Below are 20208 nucleotides of genomic sequence, written 5' to 3'. Positions count from 1 at the left end.
ACCTTCTGTAAATTATATCACATTTTCATATCATTGACTATTTCAAGTTTAATCCCTTCTTATATAATATTGGCTTTTCCTTCTTCCCCTTTTTCCCTGTTAATAAAGAACCTACTAGTAAGAAGGTCGGAATTGATGACAAACCTCCAATTAACAACCAATCTCTCGCTTGTATTGGCATTGTACTAAAGATCGGTTGTAGCGGTGGGTAATATATAACCACTAACATTAACAGTAAAGAAATGATAACCGCTCCTACTAAATACACGTTCCCAAATGGATTACGGTGGAAGATAGAATGTTCACTTCGGCAATCAAATACATGAATAAGTTGTGCAAGCACCAACGTCGCAAACGCCACAGTTTGTGCATATTTCAGTTCATTTGGATGTTGATTATATGCAATAATAAACGCCACTAACGTCACTGCTCCAATTAGAAAGCCACGACTTATAATTTTCCAGGCAAGCCCTCTAGCAAATACACCTTCTTTCGGATGACGCGGCGTTCTCTTCATCACGTCTCCTTCCGCCTTATCCAATCCTAATGCCATCGCCGGTAAACCGTCAGTAACTAAGTTCACCCATAAAATTTGAATGGGAACCATCGGCAACGGTAATGCAAGTAACATTGCAAATAGCATGACTAAAATTTCTCCTACGTTCGATGCTAATAAATAACGAATAAACTTACGTATATTCTCGTATATATTTCTACCTTCTTTAATCGCTGATTTAATCGTAGCAAAATTATCATCTAGCAAAACAAGAGAAGAAGCTTCTTTCGCAACGTCTGTCCCTGTAATTCCCATTGCTATCCCAATATCCGCTGTTTTTATAGCCGGAGCATCGTTTACTCCATCACCTGTCATCGCTACTATATGCCCTTTATTTTGCAACGCCTTAACAATTTTCAATTTATGTTCAGGTGATACTCGAGCAAATACATATGTGTCTTCTACAACACTTTCTAGTTCCTCTACATCCATATTCGCGAGTTCTACTCCTTCAACAACACGTCCACCAGGTGGTAAAACCCCTAATTGTTCCGCAATTGCCATTGCTGTCACTTTATGATCTCCTGTAATCATCACTGTTCGAATACCAGCTTCTCTGCACTCTTTTACAGCCTGTTCTACCTCTGGTCTTGGCGGATCAATCATTCCCTGTATCCCGACCAACATAAAATCTTTTTCAACGTCTCTTTCATGTTCAATAGAATCTGTTACTTTTAATGGCTTAAATGCAACCGCAATGGTTCGAAGCGCTTGACTACCTAAACTATGAATAGCCGCCTGTACTTCTTTTCTATACAACTCACTTATCGGTTGTTGCTTATCCCCCCATAAAATCGTTTGACTCATTTGCAAGAGGACATCTGGTGCTCCCTTCGTAACAAGAAACTTTTTCCCCTCTCTATCTCGCACAATAACACTCATCATTTTTCGAGTTGAATCGAATGGAAATTCACGAATAATTTCAAATTTCCCTTTCAGTGCCTCACGCGTTATCCCCGCTTTCATTGCTGCAGCTACTAGTGCTCCCTCAGTTGGATCTCCATCTAATACATACGCCTTTTTCTTTTGAATAATATTTGCGTTATTACATAGTGAACCAAATGTGAGTAGTTGATACAATGCTTTCGTTTTAGCTGGATCGCATTCTTTTTCACCTTTCAAAAAAGAGCCATTAGGTTCATACCCTTGCCCCGTGACTTTCCATAACTCTCCACCTGACCACATATGTGTTACCATCATTTTGTTTTGCGTCATTGTTCCTGTTTTATCAGAGCATATAACAGAAGCGCATCCTAACGTTTCTACCGCTGGTAACTTCCTTACAATTGCTCTCTTTTTAATCATACGCTGTACACCAAGCGATAAAGCTACTGTAACGATTGCTGGTAATCCTTCAGGAATAGCAGCAACAGCTAGCGACACGCCTGCTAAAAACATATGATACACTTCATTCCCTTGATACACACCGGCTAATACGACAAGCGCTGTCAAAATAAGAGCCACAATAATTAATATTTTCCCGAGTTGCTCTAATCTTCTTTGCAGTGGTGTTTCCATTTGCTCTGCATTTTGTAACATATTTGCAATTTGGCCCATCGCTGTATTCATACCAGTTGCTACAACGACCCCTGTTCCAGCTCCTCGTGTAATCATCGTACCCATAAAAGCCATATTTTTTTGATCACCAATTGAAACATCTTGCCCCTGCAGAGCTTCTACCTTCTTCTGCACAGGTACTGACTCTCCTGTCAAAGCTGATTCTTCGATATATAAACTTGATGCCTCAACAAGACGTACATCCGCCCCAATACGATCACCACTAGAAAATTTAATGACATCACCTAAAACAAGTGCTTTAGACGGTGCTTTTACCCACTTTCCATTCCGCATTACAGTAACTTGCGGGGCGGCTAGCTCTTTTAAAGCTTCCAGTGACTTTTCAGCCTTTCTTTCTTGAAAAAAGCCAAGAATACCATTGATAATAACAATCGCAACAATCGCAATAGAATCAATGTATTCACCTAAAAAAGCCGAAACTATTGTTGCACCAAATAAAACAAGTACCATAAAATCTTTAAACTGCGCTAAAAATACCATCAGTGCAGAAGGCCTTTTGGCTTCATCTAATTCATTTGTACCAAATCTTTTTATTCGCCCTTCTGCTTCCTTCTCTGTAAGTCCAACCTTCACATTCGTATTCGTTCTTTCTTCCACTTCGTGTGCGCGCATTCCATACCAGTTCATCCCGCTATCGACCTCCTGATTCCAGACATACTCTATTGAAAGCTTATTCAGCCTCGTCCAAAAAAATGCTATAATTAACTTTTAGTTAGAAAGGAGTGTTCATTTATGGCATTCGATGGATTATTTACAAGGGCAATTACACATGAAATTGCAAATTCTCTTTACACAGGAAGAGTTTCCAAGATATACCAACCTTCAAAATACGAGATTTTATTACATATTCGAGCAAACGGAAAAAATCAAAAACTGATTCTTTCCGCTCATCCGACATATGCACGTTTACACTTAACAAATCAAAATTACGATTCACCTGCACTTCCGCCAATGTTTTGTATGCTTCTCCGCAAGCATCTAGAAGGTGGTTTCATTGAAAAAATTGAACAAATTGATTTAGAGCGTATTATTCAAATCACCGTTCGTAGCAGAAATGAAATTGGTGATGAATCGCTAAAAACATTAGTAATTGAAATAATGGGACGACATAGTAACATCATTTTGGTAGACACAAAAACAAACAATATTTTAGATAGCTTAAAACACGTTTCTTTAGCAGTAAACCGCCATCGAACTGTATACGCTGGAGCTGAATATATTGCACCACCAGCACAACATAAAATTAACCCACTTCAGATTGAAACAAATGATGAATTTATTAGACCGCTAGACTTTCTATCTGGAAACATGGATAAACAGCTTGTCGGCACCTTTACGGGAATATCGCCGTTATTCGCAAAAGAAGTAGTGAAAAAAGCAGGTATGGTAAATGAAAAAGCATTAGCGGACGCATTTTTCTCCATACAAAAACCATTACTAACTCATACATATTCACCAACAATGACTACTTCAAATGGGAAAGAATTCTTTTATCTTTTCCCTCTTGCACACTTGCAAGGAGAAGATAAGATATTTTCATCTGTTAGTGAATTGCTAGACCGTTTCTTTTTCGGAAAAGCAGAGCGCGACCGTGTAAAACAACAAGCTTATGATTTAGAGCGCTTTATGCAAAACGAAAAAAATAAAAATGAGAAAAAACTCATTAAACTAGAAAAAACATTACAAGATGCCGGAAAAGCAGATAAATATCAACTATTTGGAGAACTACTTACAGCCAACATGTACGCTTTGAAAAAAGGGGATAAAGATATTGAAGTCGTTAACTATTACGACGAAAATGGCGGAACTGTAAAAATTACATTAGATCCTTTAAAAACACCATCTGACAATGCGCAACGCTATTTCCAAAAGTACCAAAAAGCGAAAAATTCAGTTGTTGTTGTAGAAGAACAAATCGAAAAAACAAATGAAGAAATTCTTTATTTTGATAGCTTACTTCAACAAATGGAAGCTGCTTCTTCAAAAGATATTGAAGAAATTCGTGAGGAATTAGCTGAAGAAGGTTATATGCGCAATCGTAAAGCAAAAAATGCTAAGAAGAAACCAACTAAACCGGTATTGGACAAATATTTAGCTAGTGACGGAACAGAAATTTTCGTCGGTAAAAACAACAAGCAAAATGATTATTTAACAACGAAGTTTTCCCGTCGTGATGAGATTTGGTTACATACGAAAGATATCCCTGGGTCTCATGTTGTCATTCGTTCTCTTGAACCTACCGAAGAAACTGTGTTAGAAGCTGCTAAAATCGCTGCCTATTTCAGTAAAGCAAAAGATTCTAGTTCTGTTCCTGTAGATTTCACCAAAATACGCCATGTCAAAAAACCGAGTGGTGCAAAACTTGGTTTTGTTACGTACGACAATCAGCAAACCGTATATGTAACACCGGATGCTGATACTGTAATGAAACTAAAAGCGTAAATAAAAAATGCGTTGCTTATAAGCAACGCATTTTTTACATTCGTTCACACTAGTTCATATACCCATTCACTAATTCATAGCATCTTTCTTTTGTCATCTTGTATTTTTCATCTGCAGCTTCAATATATTTCATCGTTCCATTATTTTCATCCGTAGCAATGGCTTTAACCTTACTTTCCTTTTCTTTAACCCATGCAACTTGTTTCGTTTTCAACGACTGAAACGCATCAGCTGACATCGTATTTTTTAATGTACTGTAAATTTCATTTAGTTTATTATCCCACAGTTGATAATTTCCTTCCATTTCATTTACTATGTCATTTGTTGACATAACATTTGTATGTTTTTCTTCGTTTTCTAGAGCTGCTAACTCATTTAAAACCTTAGTTTTACCTACTGCTGACGAAGTTTCTTTTTTTGAACTAGTAGACGTACTAGCATCATTCCCTTTAACTGTTTCTTGCTCTTGAACAAAATCTTTTTTCGTTACCTTTTCTTGCTCTTCATCATCTACATTATGAGCAATAACCGAGTTTTTGGCGTCGACAGCAACTACTCCATTACTTTCTTTAAAAATATATTTCTTATTTCCACTATTCTCTTCTCTAACAAAAGAGACATTCTTGAAACCTTGTACTCTAAGAAGTTCTTTAGCTTCTTCTTTAGTTAACTTTAAATCTACTGGGGTATTTGATGACCATCTATCCATTAACCATTTTCCATCGGTATACACGAAAACAAATTCCCACATCTCCGCTTCATTCCCCATATCATTTGCAAGAGTAAGCGTCTCAATCTTTAAAACATCATTTTTCTGTGAATAAGTTGTCCTCAAGTCCGGCTCAATATGAATCGGAAATGGTAACATATCTGTTTCCCTTGATCTATTAAATGTATCAAGCAATCCTGGAAGCTCCTTCTCCACAAACTTATCTGAAACTAATCCCTTAACGCCTTTTTTAGCTGTAGCTAAATCTCCAGGATTATTTCGGCTCCATCCATTTTCTTTTTCCATCTCACTAAATGCATTTGCTATTGCATCTACACTCTTTCTTACAATCTTTTTCACTTCTTTTTCTGTCACTTCTGGCGCTTCCTCAAGCTGTTCAATCGTTTCATTTACTTGAACTTTATTTTCACCTTTTTCACAACCTGCTACAACTAACATACTAGCCACCAAGCAACATGACATTACTTTACTTAATTTCTTCATGTATTCACAATCCTTAACTCTATTTATTCGTTACGTATCGTTACCTACCAGAAAATACATAACAACCCCTTATTATACCAATTAATATTATTTATTTATATAAAAAATATAATATTATAATTAAAAGGATTATCATGTGCAAGTTTACATTACTCTAAAAAATTTTGACATATTTATTTTATATTTGTCTAGTTTTTTTGACACACAACTCCCTCTCCTCTTTTATTATAAATAAACATACTGGCACAATTCTTGCTTTATTAATATAAAAAGGAGGAATTAAAATGAATATAAGAATAACTAATATCCAAAAACAACTACATAATTACGGAATTGACGGGTTACTCATTACAAAAAAAGAAAATCGTCAATATGCAACTGGCTTTACAGGTAGCGCTGGCGTCGTCTTAATCTCTGCGGATAAAGCTGTTTTTATAACTGATTTTCGTTATGTAGATCAAGCAAAATCACAAATAAAAGATGCCGAAATTATTATGCATAAAGGAAATTTAGAAAAAGAAATTGCAAATCAAGTATCGAAATTAAACATTCAAAGACTCGGAATTGAAGAAAATAACATGACATTACAACAATATAAAAACTTACAAAAATACGTACATGCGGATATGGTTCAAGTGTGCGAAATCATTGAAAATATTCGTATTATTAAAGGCACACCTGAAATAGAAACAATGAAAATCGCAGCTAATATTGCTGACGAAGCATTTCACCACATCATTACGTTTCTAAAACCAGGAATAAGTGAAAATGATGTACGAGATGAGTTAGAATTTTTCATGCGAAAAAAAGGGGCTACATCCTCTTCATTCCAAATCATTGTAGCTTCTGGCGTCCGTTCTTCACTTCCTCATGGAGTTGCATCAAATAAAATAATCGAACGAGGCGACATCGTTACATTAGATTTCGGTGCACTTTACGATGGATATTGTTCCGATATCACACGTACTGTAGCAATCGGAGAACCATCAGAAGAATTCAAAAAGATATACAATGTTGTACGAGAAGCGTTAAAACGTGGGACGGAAGCAATTAAACCTGGGGAAACTGCGAAAAGTATCGATGATATAACGAGAGATTACATTACTGAGCATGGATACGGCCAATATTTTGGACACTCTACTGGTCATGGTCTTGGGTTAGAAATACATGAACCTCTTCGCCTATCCCAAGAAAGCAAGGCTACTTTAGAAGAAGGTATGGTTGTTACAGTTGAACCTGGTATTTACATACCAAACTGGGGCGGTTGTAGAATTGAAGATGATATTGTCATTACAAAAGACGGATATGAAGTTATTACAAAATCAAATCGGGAACTAATTGTCATACCTTGTTAAAATCATGGTCTTTTTAAAAGGAGTTTTTCGCTGCACATAGAATTCTTTCTCTGGAGTCATCGTTTAAAGAGGGGGAATTTTAATTGAACTTTGTAATTGATAAAATAGATGGTTTGCAAGCTGAATTTTCAAAACTTGTTTCCATGATGAATTACGCTCACTATACAACAATGCAAGCGGTGGAAGGTTTAACAATTGAAGAACTTGATTATTTATATGATGAGGAAGCAAACTCAATCGGCATGCTTTTGTACCATATGGCCGCTATTGAATTTTACTACCAAATTCATACTTTTGAAGACCGTGAACCAACGGAAGCTGAATTAGAACGGTGGTTACCTGCTATTGAGTTAGGAGCTCTTGGACGCGAGAAAATAAAAGGCAACTCTATAGAATTTTACATAAACACATTACAAGAAGTACGTTCCAAAACGATCGAGACTTTTCAATCGTTACCTGATGAATGGCTATTTAAAACGACAGAATTTTGGTATGACAAACCTGCAAACAACTACTTTAAATGGTTTCACGTTTTTGAAGATGAAATCAATCATCGCGGACAAATTCGTTTAATTAAAAAGATGCAAAAAGCTCATTCAGTAAAGTAAGAAAAAAAATGCCACCGAATAAGGTGGCATTTTTTTATTCATTAACGAATAACTTTTCGTTTACTTTTTTAGCGACTACCGCTACCGACATTAAAATACATATTAAATATAGCAATTTCGTAATAAACAACCACCCTTGAAACATTGCAATTCCATCTATTATCTCATTTCCTTTCAATAACAAAAATGGAATCGTGCTAATTATAATGACAAACTCGATACTGAAAACAATTTTCTTTTTTCGGCTATATGCCTTCCATTCATCCCAGCGATACATAGGTGCAAAAATCAATACTCCTATACATAATATAGCTGGTACCCATTCACTTTTAAGAAATTGCCCTGAAACAACTGATAATAGTAAACAAACGAGCACACCATAATAACCTATTTTCTTTCTCATTCGTACTCCCCCATTCTACTTCTCCTTTAATATGTAACTTGCTACGCTTATAACAATTCTTAGAAATACAACAACGACAATTACAAGATAAAGACCTTTTGCAGAAGACATCCATTGTTGAAAAATAGACATTTTCTCCATTTGCTTCTGCCCTTCTATTAAAATAAACCCTACGAAAAATGAGCAAACAACAATGATACCTATCATAATTCCGATACTTTTCTTACTATATTGTTTCATATCATCCCAGTTATATAAAAGGATAAATACAAACCCGAAAACAGGTATGATACTGATCCATTCATTGTTTGTAAACAGGTTTAAAATGATTAATAGACTACAAGATGTAACGAATCCCAAAAATCCAATTTTTTTGTGCATAAGCCCTCCTCAAATTCCATTTTTAGGATTAATTGTATTGTAACATCCATTTTTACTTCTTACCATTACTGCTTTCATACAATAAACTACACGAACGCCTAAAGGATGTGAATGTTATGGGAGTTGAATTAACGCTGTTACACGCTCTCTATATTCTTTGTTTACTCACAATTATCGCCTTTTTTATTCTCCGGAAAGATACGACGATTATTTGTATCGTTTTTATCTTTTTATTAGCATTAACCGCTACAAGTTCTATCCCTCTTGCCATTCGCGGTATTTTTCAAAGTTTCATTTACGCCATTACCGAGCTATTACCAACTATATTAATCATCTCCATTATCGTATCAATGAGCAATCTACTCGTTCATACTGGCATCAATGATACGATGATTTCACCATTTACAAAGATGATTCGTACCCCTACCCTCGCCTACTGGATTATCGGCCTTTTAATGATGACAATTTCTTTCTTCTTTTGGCCTTCTCCAGCTGTCGCCTTAATGGGGGCTATTTTATTACCCGTCGCTGTACGCGTCGGCCTTCCGCCAATTGGAGTTGCCATTGCTATGAACTTGTTCGGACACGGTATCGCCTTATCTGGTGACTTCGTTATTCAAGGTGCACCGAAATTAACAGCGGATGCTGCTGGTCTTCCTGTTTCCAGCGTTGTTTCTGCCAGTGTTCCGCTCGTTATCGTTATGGGCATTGTGACAACTTCCGTCGCATTTTTCTTCTTACGAAAAGAATTTCATACAGGCTTATCGATGCAAGAATCTACTCCATCAACTGAGTCTTCTAAAACGCTCACTTCATTATCTTCTCGGACAAAAAAATGGCTCGCTATTTGTATTCCGGTCGTATATGCCATCGATATCCTTTGCATGATTCAATTTAAACTACAAGGAAGCGACGCAACTGCACTTATCGGCGGGACGACTGTTATTATGATTATCATTATTTCCCTCATTGCCTACAAAGGAAATGGACTGAATAAAACGACCGATTACTTTATAGAAGGGCTCCAATTTGGATTTGAAATTTTCGGCCCAGTTATTCCAATTGCTGCACTCTTTTATTTAGGAGATAGCGGTTTTGTAAAAATTATTGGAGACTATTTACCGAAAGGTTCACATGGAATCATTAACGATTTAGGAATCGCTTTATCTCAAACAGTTCCTTTAAATCAATATGTATCGGCGGGAACATTAACTATCGTTGGTGTCATAACAGGCTTAGATGGGTCTGGCTTTTCCGGTATATCACTTGCTGGTTCGATTGCCAATCTTTTCGGAACAGCACTTGGGCATGGAACAGCTACATTAACAGCTCTCGGGCAAATTGCTGCAATCTGGACCGGAGGCGGGACCTTAATTCCTTGGGCGCTTATTCCTGCCGCTGCCATTTGTAAAGTGGATCCATTTGAACTTGCACGCCGAAATTTTTTACCGGTTGTGATTGGCTTAATTGTCACCACAATCGTTGCGATGTTTATCCTATAACATAAGCAAGTGTTCTCTTGCTTATGTTTTTTTATTGTAAAATTCATCATGAATTACTGGCTTTCAAAAGGAGTTATGTATATGTTAGCGAAATTATATTAAGAGAGTATTTATTCCAAAACGTTTACGAGAAACAGATTACTTCCATTAGAAAAGGGGACATAACTATGAATGAATTGATTTTCGTCTTATTAATTTGTCCATTACTTATCTTTATTGTTTCTGTTATTGGAACACGCAAGACGAAAACGTATTACGTAATGCCAATTGTAACGTTTGCTAGTTTTTTAATAATAGGTGTTATCGCCTTTACTCCAAAATTTTTCTTTTGGGTTGGCATGTATAGCATCTTCTCATTTATTGTTTCTTATATGACGCTATTGTTTGTAAGAGGGTATGAAGTTGCGGAAAACGCTAAATAGTTATTAGCGAGGAGATTGTAATTTGATTTTCTTTGATATTGATGGAACTTCACATGAAATTTTAGCAATGATATAAAAAAACGACCGCGTTCCCCCGCAGTCGTTTTTTTCGTGTTACGCTGTGATCCAAGCTTCATTCGCTGGATTTTTACGCCACTCTTGTAATTTTTTCATTTCAGCTTGTCCGATCATACCTTTTTCTGCTGCTACTTCAGTTAATGCACTGTAGTCACTTAAAGAGTATGATGCTACGTTAGCTGCTTCTAGTTTTTCTTTTCCTGATTCTAGCTCGTATGTGAAGATTGATACGATTCCTAACACTTCACATCCAGCTTCGCGAAGTGCTTCTACACATGTAATTGCACTACCGCCAGTTGAAATTAAGTCTTCTACTACTACTACTTTTTGACCTTTTTCAGCTTTTCCTTCGATTTGGTTCCCTTTACCGTGACCTTTTGCTTTACTACGTACGTAGCACATTGGTAAATCCATACGATCGCTTACCCATGCAGCGTGCGCAATACCAGCAGTTGCTGTTCCTGCAATAACTTCTACAGTTGGGAAGTGCTCTTTAATTAACTCTTCTAATCCAGCTGCAATCGCTTGACGTACTTTTGGATAAGATAAAGTTAAACGATTATCACAATAAATTGGTGATTTCATACCTGAAGACCAAGTGAATGGATCATTCGGTTGTAAAAATACTGCTCCAATTTCTAATAAATGCGATGCGATTTCTTTTTTCATACTGTTACACCTTCCCACTGTTGTTTTACTGTTTTATACGCTTCAAGCGGATTTTCTGCTTTTGTAATACTACGTCCAACTACAATGTAGCTTGAGCCAAGTTCCCTCGCACGTTTCGGTGTTGCTACGCGCACCTGGTCATTTACATCATCGCTTGCAAGACGAATCCCCGGTGTTACTGTTACAAATTCATTTCCGCATACTTCACGTAATTTTGGAACTTCAAGTGTTGAACAAACAACGCCATCAAGTCCACTTTCTTTCGTTAGTTTTGCATAATGAGCAACCGCTTCTTCTAACGTTTTCTCAATGCCGATCTCTTTTTTCATCATAGCTTCCGAAGTGCTTGTTAGTTGTGTAACTGCAATACAAATCGGTCTCTCTTTTCCTTCTTGCTTACCTTCCTCTAATCCCTCAATCGCAGCTTTCATCATACTACTTCCCCCAGCAGCATGAACATTTACCATATCAACATCTAGACTAGCTAGGCTACGCATAGCGCTTTTTACTGTATTCGGAATATCATGAAGTTTTAAATCTAGGAAGATCTTATGCCCTTTTTCTTTTAAGTACGTAATAATCGCAGGGCCTTCTTTGTAAAATAACTCCATACCAACTTTGACAAATAACTCTTCCCCTTCAAAGTGGTGTAAGAATTGTTCTACATCTTGTTTCCCTGGAAAATCTAGTGCAACAATTAACGACTGTGACATGTTTGCTTCCAGCTCCTTCCTTGACATTCCGAAATGTGATCAAATCCTAATTCATCTAGTAATGCTGGTAACTCTTCAATAATTGTCGGACAAACGAACGGATCGATAAAGTTCGCTGTTCCAACTGCAACCGCACTTGCACCAGCATAGAAGAATTCAATTACATCTTCCGCAGTTTCAATACCACCCATTCCAATAATCGGAATGTTAACCGCTTGACTTACTTCATGTACCATACGAATTGCTACCGGCTTAATCGCAGGCCCTGATAGTCCGCCCGTACGGTTTGCTAAAATTGGTTTTGCAGTTTTTAAATCTAGACGCATACCAAGCAATGTATTAATCATCGTTAAACCGTCTGCACCCGCATTTTCAATTGCTTTTGCAATCTCCACAATGTTTGCCACGTTCGGTGACAATTTCACATATACCGGCACTTCAGAAACCTCTTTTACTCGCTTCGTTAAATCAGCAGCAATTTCAGGATTCGTACCAAAAGCGATACCACCCGTTTTGACGTTTGGACAAGAAATATTTAATTCTAGCGCATGAACATTAGGTGCCTTTGAAATTTCCTTCGCAACTGCTACATAATCCTCAGCTTGTGAGCCAGCAACATTTGCAATAATCGGAAGATCAAATTGCTCGAGAAAAGGTAATTCAGAATTCATTACCTTTTCTAATCCAGGATTTTGAAGCCCGATTGCATTTAGCATTCCGCCTGGTGTTTCCGCAACACGAGGCGTTGGGTTTCCGTAACGAGGCTGTTCTGTTGTCGCTTTAATCATAATTGATCCAAGTACACTTAAATCATAGAACTGTGCATACTCACGACCAAATCCGAAGCAACCAGATGCTGGGATGATTGGATTTTTTAATGATAACCCTGGTAATTCAACTTGCAATCTGTTCATAGTACAACCTCCCCGATTGGAAATACTGGTCCGTCGCTACACACCTTCTTGTAAGAATGTCCACTCGGATCTGCTTGTAAATGGCATACACATGCGAAACATGCTCCAATGCCACAGCCCATACGCTCTTCTAATGAAATGTAGGCTTTTCTCTCTTTATAGCGTCCTTCTAATGCACGAAGCATCGCTAAAGGTCCACATGAGTATAGAATGTCAAAGTCGATTCCATAGCTATCAATTACATCTGTTACAAAGCCTTCTGTACCATGCGTACCATCAACTGTTGCAACATACGTATCACCAAGCTCTGCGAATTTCTCTTCATAGAAGACAACATCTTTCGTTTGGAAACCTAAGATGTGAATAACGCGTACTCCCTTTGCTACAAGACGCTGTGACAATTCATATAGTGGTGGTACACCAATTCCCCCTCCAACTAATAGAGCCGTTTGTCCAGCTTCCGCTTCTTCTACAGGAAAACCATGTCCAAGTGGGCCTAACACATCTACAAGTTCGCCTTGTTTTCTTTTCGCTAATGTTTTTGTTCCTTGTCCTTCCGCACGATATAGCATTGTAAATTCGTTCTTGTCTTGATCGACATTACAAATACTAATTGGGCGGCGCAGAAGGGGCGTAATGCCCTCTGCTACCTTAATGTGTACAAACTGCCCTGGATCGTTCATTTGCTGCACTAGATCCCCTTGAAGCACTAATTCGTAAATGTTTTTTGCGATTTCTTTTTGGTTAACGACGATCATATTTTGCTTTTGCATCATGCATGTACCACCTCGTGACGCTTCGTTTGCGTAATTTCTTTCATTGAATGAGCTGAGAATGTCATAGATTCTAGTACTCGTAAGATTGCTCTCGTTGTATCAAGTGATGTTAAGCAAGCCACACCATTTTCTACTGATTCACGGCGAATGCGGAAACCATCACGCGCTGGTTGTTTGCCTTTTGTTAATGTATTGATTACAAACTGTGCTTTTCCTTGACGGATAATATCAAGTAAGTTGTATTCTTCAGAATCAATTTTATTTACAACTTGCACTGGAATGTTTTGCTCTGCTAACGATTGTGCTGTTCCAGCTGTTGCTAATAAGTTATAGCCGATTTCATGGAAACGTTTTGCAATTTCCATTGCTTCTTCTTTATCTTTATCCGCTACAGTGATGATTACTGATCCGTGCGTTGGGATGTTAATTCCTGAAGCAACTAACCCTTTGTATAATGCTTTTTCAAGTGTTAAGTCTTTCCCCATTACTTCCCCTGTTGATTTCATTTCAGGTCCTAATGTTGTATCAACTGAACGTAGCTTCGCAAATGAGAATACCGGTGCTTTTACATACACTTCTTTCTCTTCTGGGTGATAACCAGTTCCATATCCTTGTTCTACAAGATCTTGACCTAAAATAACTTTCGTTGCAACATTCGCCATCGGTACGCCTGTAATTTTACTTAAGAATGGTACTGTACGGCTCGCACGTGGATTTACTTCAATTACATACACTTCATCTTTGAATACTACAAACTGAATGTTTAGTAATCCAACAATGTTTAAACCTTTTCCAAGTGCAATTGTATGTTCAATAATTTGTTCTTTCAGTTTTGCAGATAAGCTTTGCGGTGGATATACTCCGATTGAGTCACCAGAGTGAACTCCAGCGCGTTCAATATGTTCCATAATACCTGGAATGAATACATTCTCACCGTCTGAAATTGCATCTACTTCAATTTCTTTACCAACCATGTAACGATCGATTAATACTGGGTGATCTGCGTGAACTTTAACTGCATTTTTCATGTAGTGCAGCAGTTCTTCTTGACGATATACGATTTCCATCGCGCGTCCACCTAGTACGTAAGATGGTCTTACTAATACTGGGTAACCAATTTTGTCAGCGATTGCTACCGCTTGCTCTACAGTCGTTGCTGTTTTACCAACTGGTTGCGGGATACCAAGTTGTGTTAGAGCTGCTTCAAACTTATCACGATCTTCTGCACGGTCTAAATCTTCAAGTGATGTTCCTAAGATTTTCACACCGTGAGCCTCTAATTTAGCAGCTAAGTTAATTGCCGTTTGTCCACCGAATTGGACGATAACACCTTCTGGCTTTTCTAAATCGATAATGTGCATTACATCTTCGATTGTTAATGGTTCAAAGTATAATTTGTCAGAAATACTGAAGTCTGTTGAAACTGTTTCTGGATTGTTATTAACAATGATTGCCTCATATCCCGCTTCTTTAATTGCCCATACAGAGTGAACTGTTGCATAGTCAAACTCAACACCTTGACCGATACGGATTGGACCAGATCCTAGAACTACTACACTCTTACGATCTGTTCTAACCGATTCATTCTCATCACCATATGTGCTGTAGTAGTATGGTGTTGCAGATTCAAACTCTGCCGCACAAGTATCTACCATTTTATAAACAGGAGTTATATTGCTTTCTTTACGCATATCGTAAATTTCACGCTCTGTTTTATTCCAAGCATTGGCGATGTAATGGTCACTGAAGCCCATTTCTTTCGCTGATTGTAATACTTCCATATTTCCTACATTTGCTTTTACTTCGCGTTCCATATTTACGATATTTTCAACTTTTTGTAAGAAGAAGAAGTCCATTTCACACCAATTGTTGATTTCTTCTTTCGTTACACCTTGACGAATTGCTTCTGCTACAATAAACAGTCGCTCATCATCAGCTTTTATAATGCGTTTTTTCATTGTCTCTTTATCAAGCTCTTTTAAATGCTCTAACTCTAAGTGATAAACACCAAGTTCTAAAGAACGAATCGCTTTTAATAATGATTGCTCTAAGTTACGTCCGATTGACATAACTTCACCAGTTGCCTTCATTTGTGTACCCAGTGTTCTGTTTGCTGATTCAAACTTATCAAATGGCCAGCGTGGAATTTTTGAAACAACATAGTCTAATGCTGGTTCGAAACAAGCATATGTTTTTTGTGTTACTGGATTTATAATTTCATCTAATGTTAAACCGACTGCAATTTTTGCCGCTAGCTTCGCAATTGGATATCCAGTTGCTTTAGATGCTAGTGCAGATGAACGACTTACACGCGGGTTTACTTCGATTACATAGTATTGGAAACTATGTGGATCAAGTGCAAGCTGGACGTTACATCCACCTTCAATTCCTAATGCACGAATAATTCGTAATGAAGTGTTTCGTAACATTTGATATTCACGGTCACTTAATGTTTGGCTCGGTGCTACAACGATAGAATCACCTGTGTGAACCCCAACTGGATCGATATTTTCCATGTTACATACTACAATCGCGTTATCATTTGAATCACGCATTACTTCATATTCAATTTCTTTACAACCAGCAATGCTCTTTTCTAATAAACATTGTGTTACCGGACTATGTTTTAATCCACCTGATACGATTTCAATTAGTTCTTCTTCATTACTACAGATTCCGCCACCTGTTCCCCCCATCGTAAATGCTGGGCGAACAATAACTGGATATCCAATTTCTTTTACAAATTCATGTGCTTCTTCTAGCGTATGAATAATGGTACTAGATGGAATTGGTTCATTTAATTCCTGCATTAAGGTACGGAATAAATCACGATCCTCCGCTTGCTCGATTGCTGATAATTTTGTTCCTAAAATTTCGACTCCGCACTCTTCAAGTATGCCTGATTTCGCAAGTTCAACAGCCATATTCAGGCCTGTTTGACCACCTAATGTTGGTAAGATTGCATCTGGACGTTCTTTACGAATGATACGGCTTACGAATTCTAGTGTTAATGGTTCTATATATACTTTATCTGCTGTTGCAGTATCTGTCATAATTGTTGCTGGGTTAGAGTTAACAAGGATTACTTTGTAACCTTCTTCTCTAAGAGATTGACAAGCTTGTGTACCAGAGTAGTCAAACTCTGCTGCTTGCCCAATTACAATTGGTCCTGATCCGATTACTAAAATTGTGTTAATGTCTAGGCGTTTTGGCATAACTCTTCCCCTTCTTTCTTGAAGTTTTCAATCATTGCTAAGAAATCTTCGAATAAATCGTTTGCATCTTCTGGTCCTGCAGAAGCTTCTGGATGGTATTGCACTGTAAATGCTGGGAACTTCGTATGACGAAGACCTTCTACTGTTCCATCATTTAAAGCAACATGTGTAATTTCAAGTTCTGTATTTTTAACTGATTCTTCTTCTACTGCGTAACCATGATTTTGAGATGTAATTGCTACTTTTCCAGTTGCAAGATGTTTTACTGGATGGTTTAAACCGCGGTGACCGAATTTCAACTTACTTGTATTCGCACCAGATGCTAGAGCGAATAGTTGATGTCCTAAGCAAATTCCGAATAAAGGAACTTTACCGATAATGTCTTTTAACATTTCAATTGCTTCTGGTACATCTTTTGGATCTCCAGGTCCGTTACTTAACATAATTCCATCTGGGCTAAGACGTAAAATTTCTTCTGCTGTTGTATTGTAAGGTACTACAATTACATCACAGTCACGTTTATTTAATTCTCGTAAAATACCATGTTTCATTCCGAAGTCTACAAGTACAACTCGGTGTCCACGGCCTGGGCTTGGGTATGGATCTTTCGTTGATACGCGTTTCACGTGATCTGTAAATACTGTCGCTTTTAATTGGCTCACGATGTATTCTACATCTGCATCCATGTTGCAAAGACGTCCACGTAATGTACCGTATTGACGAATTTTTCTCGTTAATTTTCTCGTATCAATTCCTGCTAATCCTGGGATATTTCTTTCTTTTAAGTAATCATTTAACGAAATTTCATTACGGAAGTTTGATGGGTGATCACAAATTTCGTTTACGATTAAACCATTTACAGATGGGTGAATCGATTCAAAATCGTCACGGTTGATGCCGTAGTTTCCGATTAATGGGTACGTGAATGTTACGATTTGACCGCAATATGATGGATCAGATAATGTTTCTTGATATCCAGTCATTCCTGTTGTAAATACAACCTCACCTGACTTTTCGATTTCTCCTCCGAAACCTTTTCCAATTAATACTGTTCCATCTTCTAAGATAAGTTGTCTTTTCATACTAATGCACTCTCCTTTTGCCATGCGATCTTACCACCAACGATTGTCATTACCGGCCATCCTTGGCATTTCCAACCTGCGAATGGTGTATTTTTTCCTTTTGATAAGAATGTTGTTGGGTCAATCTCTTCTTCTTGTTCTAAATCAATGATTGTAATATCAGCAGTTCTACCTTCTTTCAGGCGACCTGCTTCTAAGCCGAATGTATCAGCTGGTTTTTCTGTTAAGAATTGAATTAACTGCTCTAATGTAATAATTCCTTTTTTCACAAGGTTTGTGTATAGAAGTGGGAATGCTGTTTCAAAACCAGTAATTCCGAATGGTGCTCTTTCAATTCCTTGCGCTTTCTCTTCCGCTGTATGCGGTGCATGATCAGTTGCGATCATATCAATTGTTCCATCTAATAAACCTTCAATTAGCGCTGCGTGATCTTCTTTTCCACGAAGCGGTGGGTTCATTTTAAAGTTAGGATCAGCTGATGGGATATCATCTTCACATAACACTAAGTGATGAGGTGTTACTTCTGCTGTTACTTTAATTCCAGCGCGTTTCGCATCTCGAATTACACGTACAGAACCTTTCGTACTTACGTGACATACGTGATAGTGACAATCTGCCGCTTCAGCAAGCAGTATATCCCTTGCAATATGTACAGATTCACATACTGATGGGATACCGTTTAATCCGTGTTTCTCAGAAAACTTCCCTTCATGTACACAACCTTTATTAATAAGAGTATTCTCTTCACAGTGCGCAACCACTGCCATATTTAATTTCGCTGCACGCTTCATAGCAGCTAACATCATGCTAGCATCTTGTACGCCTACACCGTCATCAGTGAAAGCAAATGCTCCAAGTTCTTTTAATGTTTCGAAATCTGTCATTTCAGAACCAGCTTGGCGTACTGTAATTGCTCCGTATGGTAGTACGTTGACATGCGCTTTTTCTTGAATACGATTTTGCAAGTCTTCCATATGTTCTCTGCAATCTGGTACTGGGCGTGTATTTGGCATTGCACAAATTGTAGTGAATCCACCTTTTGCCGCTGCTAGTGTACCTGTTTCAATTGTTTCTTTATGTTCACCACCTGGTTCACGAAGATGTACGTGTACATCTACTAATCCAGGTGCGATTAACTTTCCGTTCACATTGATTACTTCAGCATTATCTGCCGTAATATTTTCTGCTACCTTAGCGATTTTACCGTCTTGTACGAGAAGATCTGTTGCTACGATTTTTCCTTCTTCATTCATATAACGACCATTTTTAAACAAATAATTCATGTTTCATTCCTCCTAATACATTTGGTAAGGCGCGTTTTAGTACAGCCATTCTTACGTAAACTCCATTTTCCATTTGTTTAAATATGCGTGAACGCTCACACTCAACAAGTTCACTTGCAATTTCAACATCACGGTTTACAGGAGCTGGATGCATAATAATGCTTCCTTCTTTCATACGTTTTTCTCTTTCCACTGTTAATCCGTGTTTCTCATGATACTCTTTCATAATGTCTGTTTCATAATGATCATGACGCTCATGTTGTACACGAAGTAACATCATTACATCCACTTCTGGAACAAGTTCATCTAATGGTTTGTATGTTCCAAATGTGCTGTCTTCATCTTTCCACTCTTCTGGACTTGCAAAGTAAATTGTTGCACCCAGTTTCGTTAATGCTTCTGCATTAGAACGTGCTACTCGGCTATGACGAACATCTCCTACTATCGCAATCTTTAATCCTTCAAATCTTCCAAACTCTTGTTTAATTGTAAGAAGATCGAGTAGGCACTGCGTTGGGTGGTTTCCACATCCATCTCCAGCGTTTAAGATTGGGATATTTACCTGATCTTTTAGTTCATCGAAGTAGCGATCTTGCTCATGGCGGACGATCACCGCTTTTGTTCCGATTGATTCTAGTGTTCTTATCGTATCGTATAAAGTTTCTCCTTTTTGTACGCTAGATGCATCAGCTGAAAAGTTTAAAACTTCAAGTCCTAATCTCTTCTCAGCAACTTCAAAGCTAAATCTCGTTCTCGTGCTATTCTCAAAGAACAAGTTCGCAACAAAAGTTTGCTCTGTCGTTTTGCTCTCTTTTCCATTCGCGAAATCTTCTGCGTCTTGTAGGATTTCTGAAATTTCTACTTCCGATAATTCACTCATCGTTAACAAATGGCTCATCGTCATCCCTCATCTTTCTGATTTTTATGTTACCACTTTTGTATTTTTATAACAACTTTTGTATAAAAATACCCTAGTCATTTGAGACTAGGGTGCAAAGAAGAAGCCACCCTTTCCGGT

17 protein-coding genes are annotated in these 20208 nt (G+C 37.7%); 5 read left to right on the top strand and 12 right to left on the bottom strand.

Annotated elements, in window-relative coordinates:
- Window positions 1–37 precede the first annotated feature (37 nt).
- Window positions 38–2761: a calcium-translocating P-type ATPase, SERCA-type gene (locus tag MKO96_RS11510; RefSeq protein ID WP_240587511.1), complete on the bottom strand. Its 2724-nt coding sequence runs from the start codon at window positions 2759–2761 to the stop codon at window positions 38–40.
- 105 nt (window positions 2762–2866) lie between these two features.
- On the opposite strand from MKO96_RS11510, the gene MKO96_RS11505 reads away from it, so the two are divergent.
- The gene (locus MKO96_RS11505) at window positions 2867–4576 is read left to right on the top strand and encodes an Rqc2 family fibronectin-binding protein (protein ID WP_087981676.1); all 1710 of its coding nucleotides are present in this window, start codon (window positions 2867–2869) and stop codon (window positions 4574–4576) included.
- A gap of 49 nt (window positions 4577–4625) precedes the next feature.
- Here the strand turns inward: MKO96_RS11505 and MKO96_RS11500 are convergent, their stop codons facing one another.
- Window positions 4626–5789, bottom strand: coding sequence for a lysozyme inhibitor LprI family protein (locus tag MKO96_RS11500; protein WP_240587510.1), 1164 nt, complete (start codon window positions 5787–5789; stop codon window positions 4626–4628).
- 284 nt (window positions 5790–6073) lie between these two features.
- On the opposite strand from MKO96_RS11500, the gene MKO96_RS11495 reads away from it, so the two are divergent.
- Both MKO96_RS11495 and MKO96_RS11490 read left to right on the top strand, forming a co-directional pair.
- Complete coding sequence (locus MKO96_RS11495; RefSeq protein ID WP_240587509.1) at window positions 6074–7144, top strand: M24 family metallopeptidase; 1071 nt, start codon at window positions 6074–6076, stop codon at window positions 7142–7144.
- Window positions 7145–7227: 83 nt separating this feature from the next.
- Complete coding sequence (locus MKO96_RS11490; protein ID WP_240587508.1) at window positions 7228–7752, top strand: DinB family protein; 525 nt, start codon at window positions 7228–7230, stop codon at window positions 7750–7752.
- A gap of 34 nt (window positions 7753–7786) precedes the next feature.
- Here MKO96_RS11490 and MKO96_RS11485 read toward each other — a convergent pair whose 3' ends face one another.
- Entirely contained in the window at window positions 7787–8155 is a 369-nt protein-coding gene (locus tag MKO96_RS11485) for a YoqO family protein (protein WP_240587507.1), read from the bottom strand.
- Window positions 8156–8170: 15 nt separating this feature from the next.
- Window positions 8171–8536: a YoqO family protein gene (locus MKO96_RS11480; RefSeq protein ID WP_240587506.1), complete on the bottom strand. Its 366-nt coding sequence runs from the start codon at window positions 8534–8536 to the stop codon at window positions 8171–8173.
- Window positions 8537–8652: 116 nt separating this feature from the next.
- Here MKO96_RS11480 and MKO96_RS11475 point away from each other — a divergent pair, with 116 nt between their 5' ends.
- Together MKO96_RS11475 and MKO96_RS11470 are read left to right on the top strand one after the other, a co-directional pair.
- On the top strand, window positions 8653–10038 hold the full coding sequence (locus tag MKO96_RS11475; RefSeq protein WP_240587505.1) for a hypothetical protein: 1386 nt from the start codon (window positions 8653–8655) through the stop codon (window positions 10036–10038).
- A gap of 167 nt (window positions 10039–10205) precedes the next feature.
- Window positions 10206–10460 carry a YbeF family protein gene (locus MKO96_RS11470; RefSeq protein ID WP_001003934.1) on the top strand — a complete coding sequence of 85 codons (255 nt, stop codon included), beginning with the start codon at window positions 10206–10208 and terminating at the stop codon, window positions 10458–10460.
- A gap of 114 nt (window positions 10461–10574) precedes the next feature.
- Here the strand turns inward: MKO96_RS11470 and pyrE are convergent, their stop codons facing one another.
- The 8 genes from pyrE to pyrB are packed head-to-tail and all read right to left on the bottom strand — an operon-like array spanning window position 10575 to window position 20088.
- The gene (pyrE, locus tag MKO96_RS11465; protein WP_098653370.1) at window positions 10575–11207 is read right to left on the bottom strand and encodes an orotate phosphoribosyltransferase; all 633 of its coding nucleotides are present in this window, start codon (window positions 11205–11207) and stop codon (window positions 10575–10577) included.
- A complete protein-coding gene (gene pyrF, locus MKO96_RS11460; RefSeq protein ID WP_000083488.1) occupies window positions 11204–11920 on the bottom strand; it encodes an orotidine-5'-phosphate decarboxylase in 717 nt (238 codons plus the stop codon). The genes pyrE and pyrF overlap by 4 nt, the downstream gene beginning before the upstream one ends.
- Window positions 11905–12834, bottom strand: coding sequence for a dihydroorotate oxidase B catalytic subunit (gene pyrD, locus MKO96_RS11455; RefSeq protein ID WP_001081053.1), 930 nt, complete (start codon window positions 12832–12834; stop codon window positions 11905–11907). The genes pyrF and pyrD overlap by 16 nt, the downstream gene beginning before the upstream one ends.
- On the bottom strand, window positions 12831–13610 hold the full coding sequence (gene pyrK / locus MKO96_RS11450; RefSeq protein WP_000983346.1) for a dihydroorotate oxidase B electron transfer subunit: 780 nt from the start codon (window positions 13608–13610) through the stop codon (window positions 12831–12833). The genes pyrD and pyrK overlap by 4 nt, the downstream gene beginning before the upstream one ends.
- A complete protein-coding gene (carB, locus tag MKO96_RS11445; protein ID WP_046957415.1) occupies window positions 13607–16825 on the bottom strand; it encodes a carbamoyl-phosphate synthase large subunit in 3219 nt (1072 codons plus the stop codon). Before carB ends, pyrK begins: the two co-directional genes overlap by 4 nt.
- The gene (locus tag MKO96_RS11440; protein ID WP_000828668.1) at window positions 16810–17907 is read right to left on the bottom strand and encodes a carbamoyl phosphate synthase small subunit; all 1098 of its coding nucleotides are present in this window, start codon (window positions 17905–17907) and stop codon (window positions 16810–16812) included. The genes carB and MKO96_RS11440 overlap by 16 nt, the downstream gene beginning before the upstream one ends.
- Complete coding sequence (gene pyrC / locus MKO96_RS11435; protein ID WP_240587504.1) at window positions 17904–19190, bottom strand: dihydroorotase; 1287 nt, start codon at window positions 19188–19190, stop codon at window positions 17904–17906. The genes MKO96_RS11440 and pyrC overlap by 4 nt, the downstream gene beginning before the upstream one ends.
- Window positions 19174–20088 (bottom strand): aspartate carbamoyltransferase, encoded by a 915-nt coding sequence (gene pyrB / locus MKO96_RS11430; protein WP_240587503.1) that lies wholly within the window; start codon window positions 20086–20088, stop codon window positions 19174–19176. Before pyrB ends, pyrC begins: the two co-directional genes overlap by 17 nt.
- Window positions 20089–20208: the final 120 nt, after the last annotated feature.

It is taken from the genome of Bacillus sp. ES1-5 (genome assembly GCF_022487605.1).
Lineage (GTDB): Bacteria > Bacillota > Bacilli > Bacillales > Bacillaceae_G > Bacillus_A > Bacillus_A wiedmannii.
The sequence above is the reverse complement of the archived record's forward strand: the minus strand, read 5'-3'. Positions and strand labels throughout refer to the sequence as shown.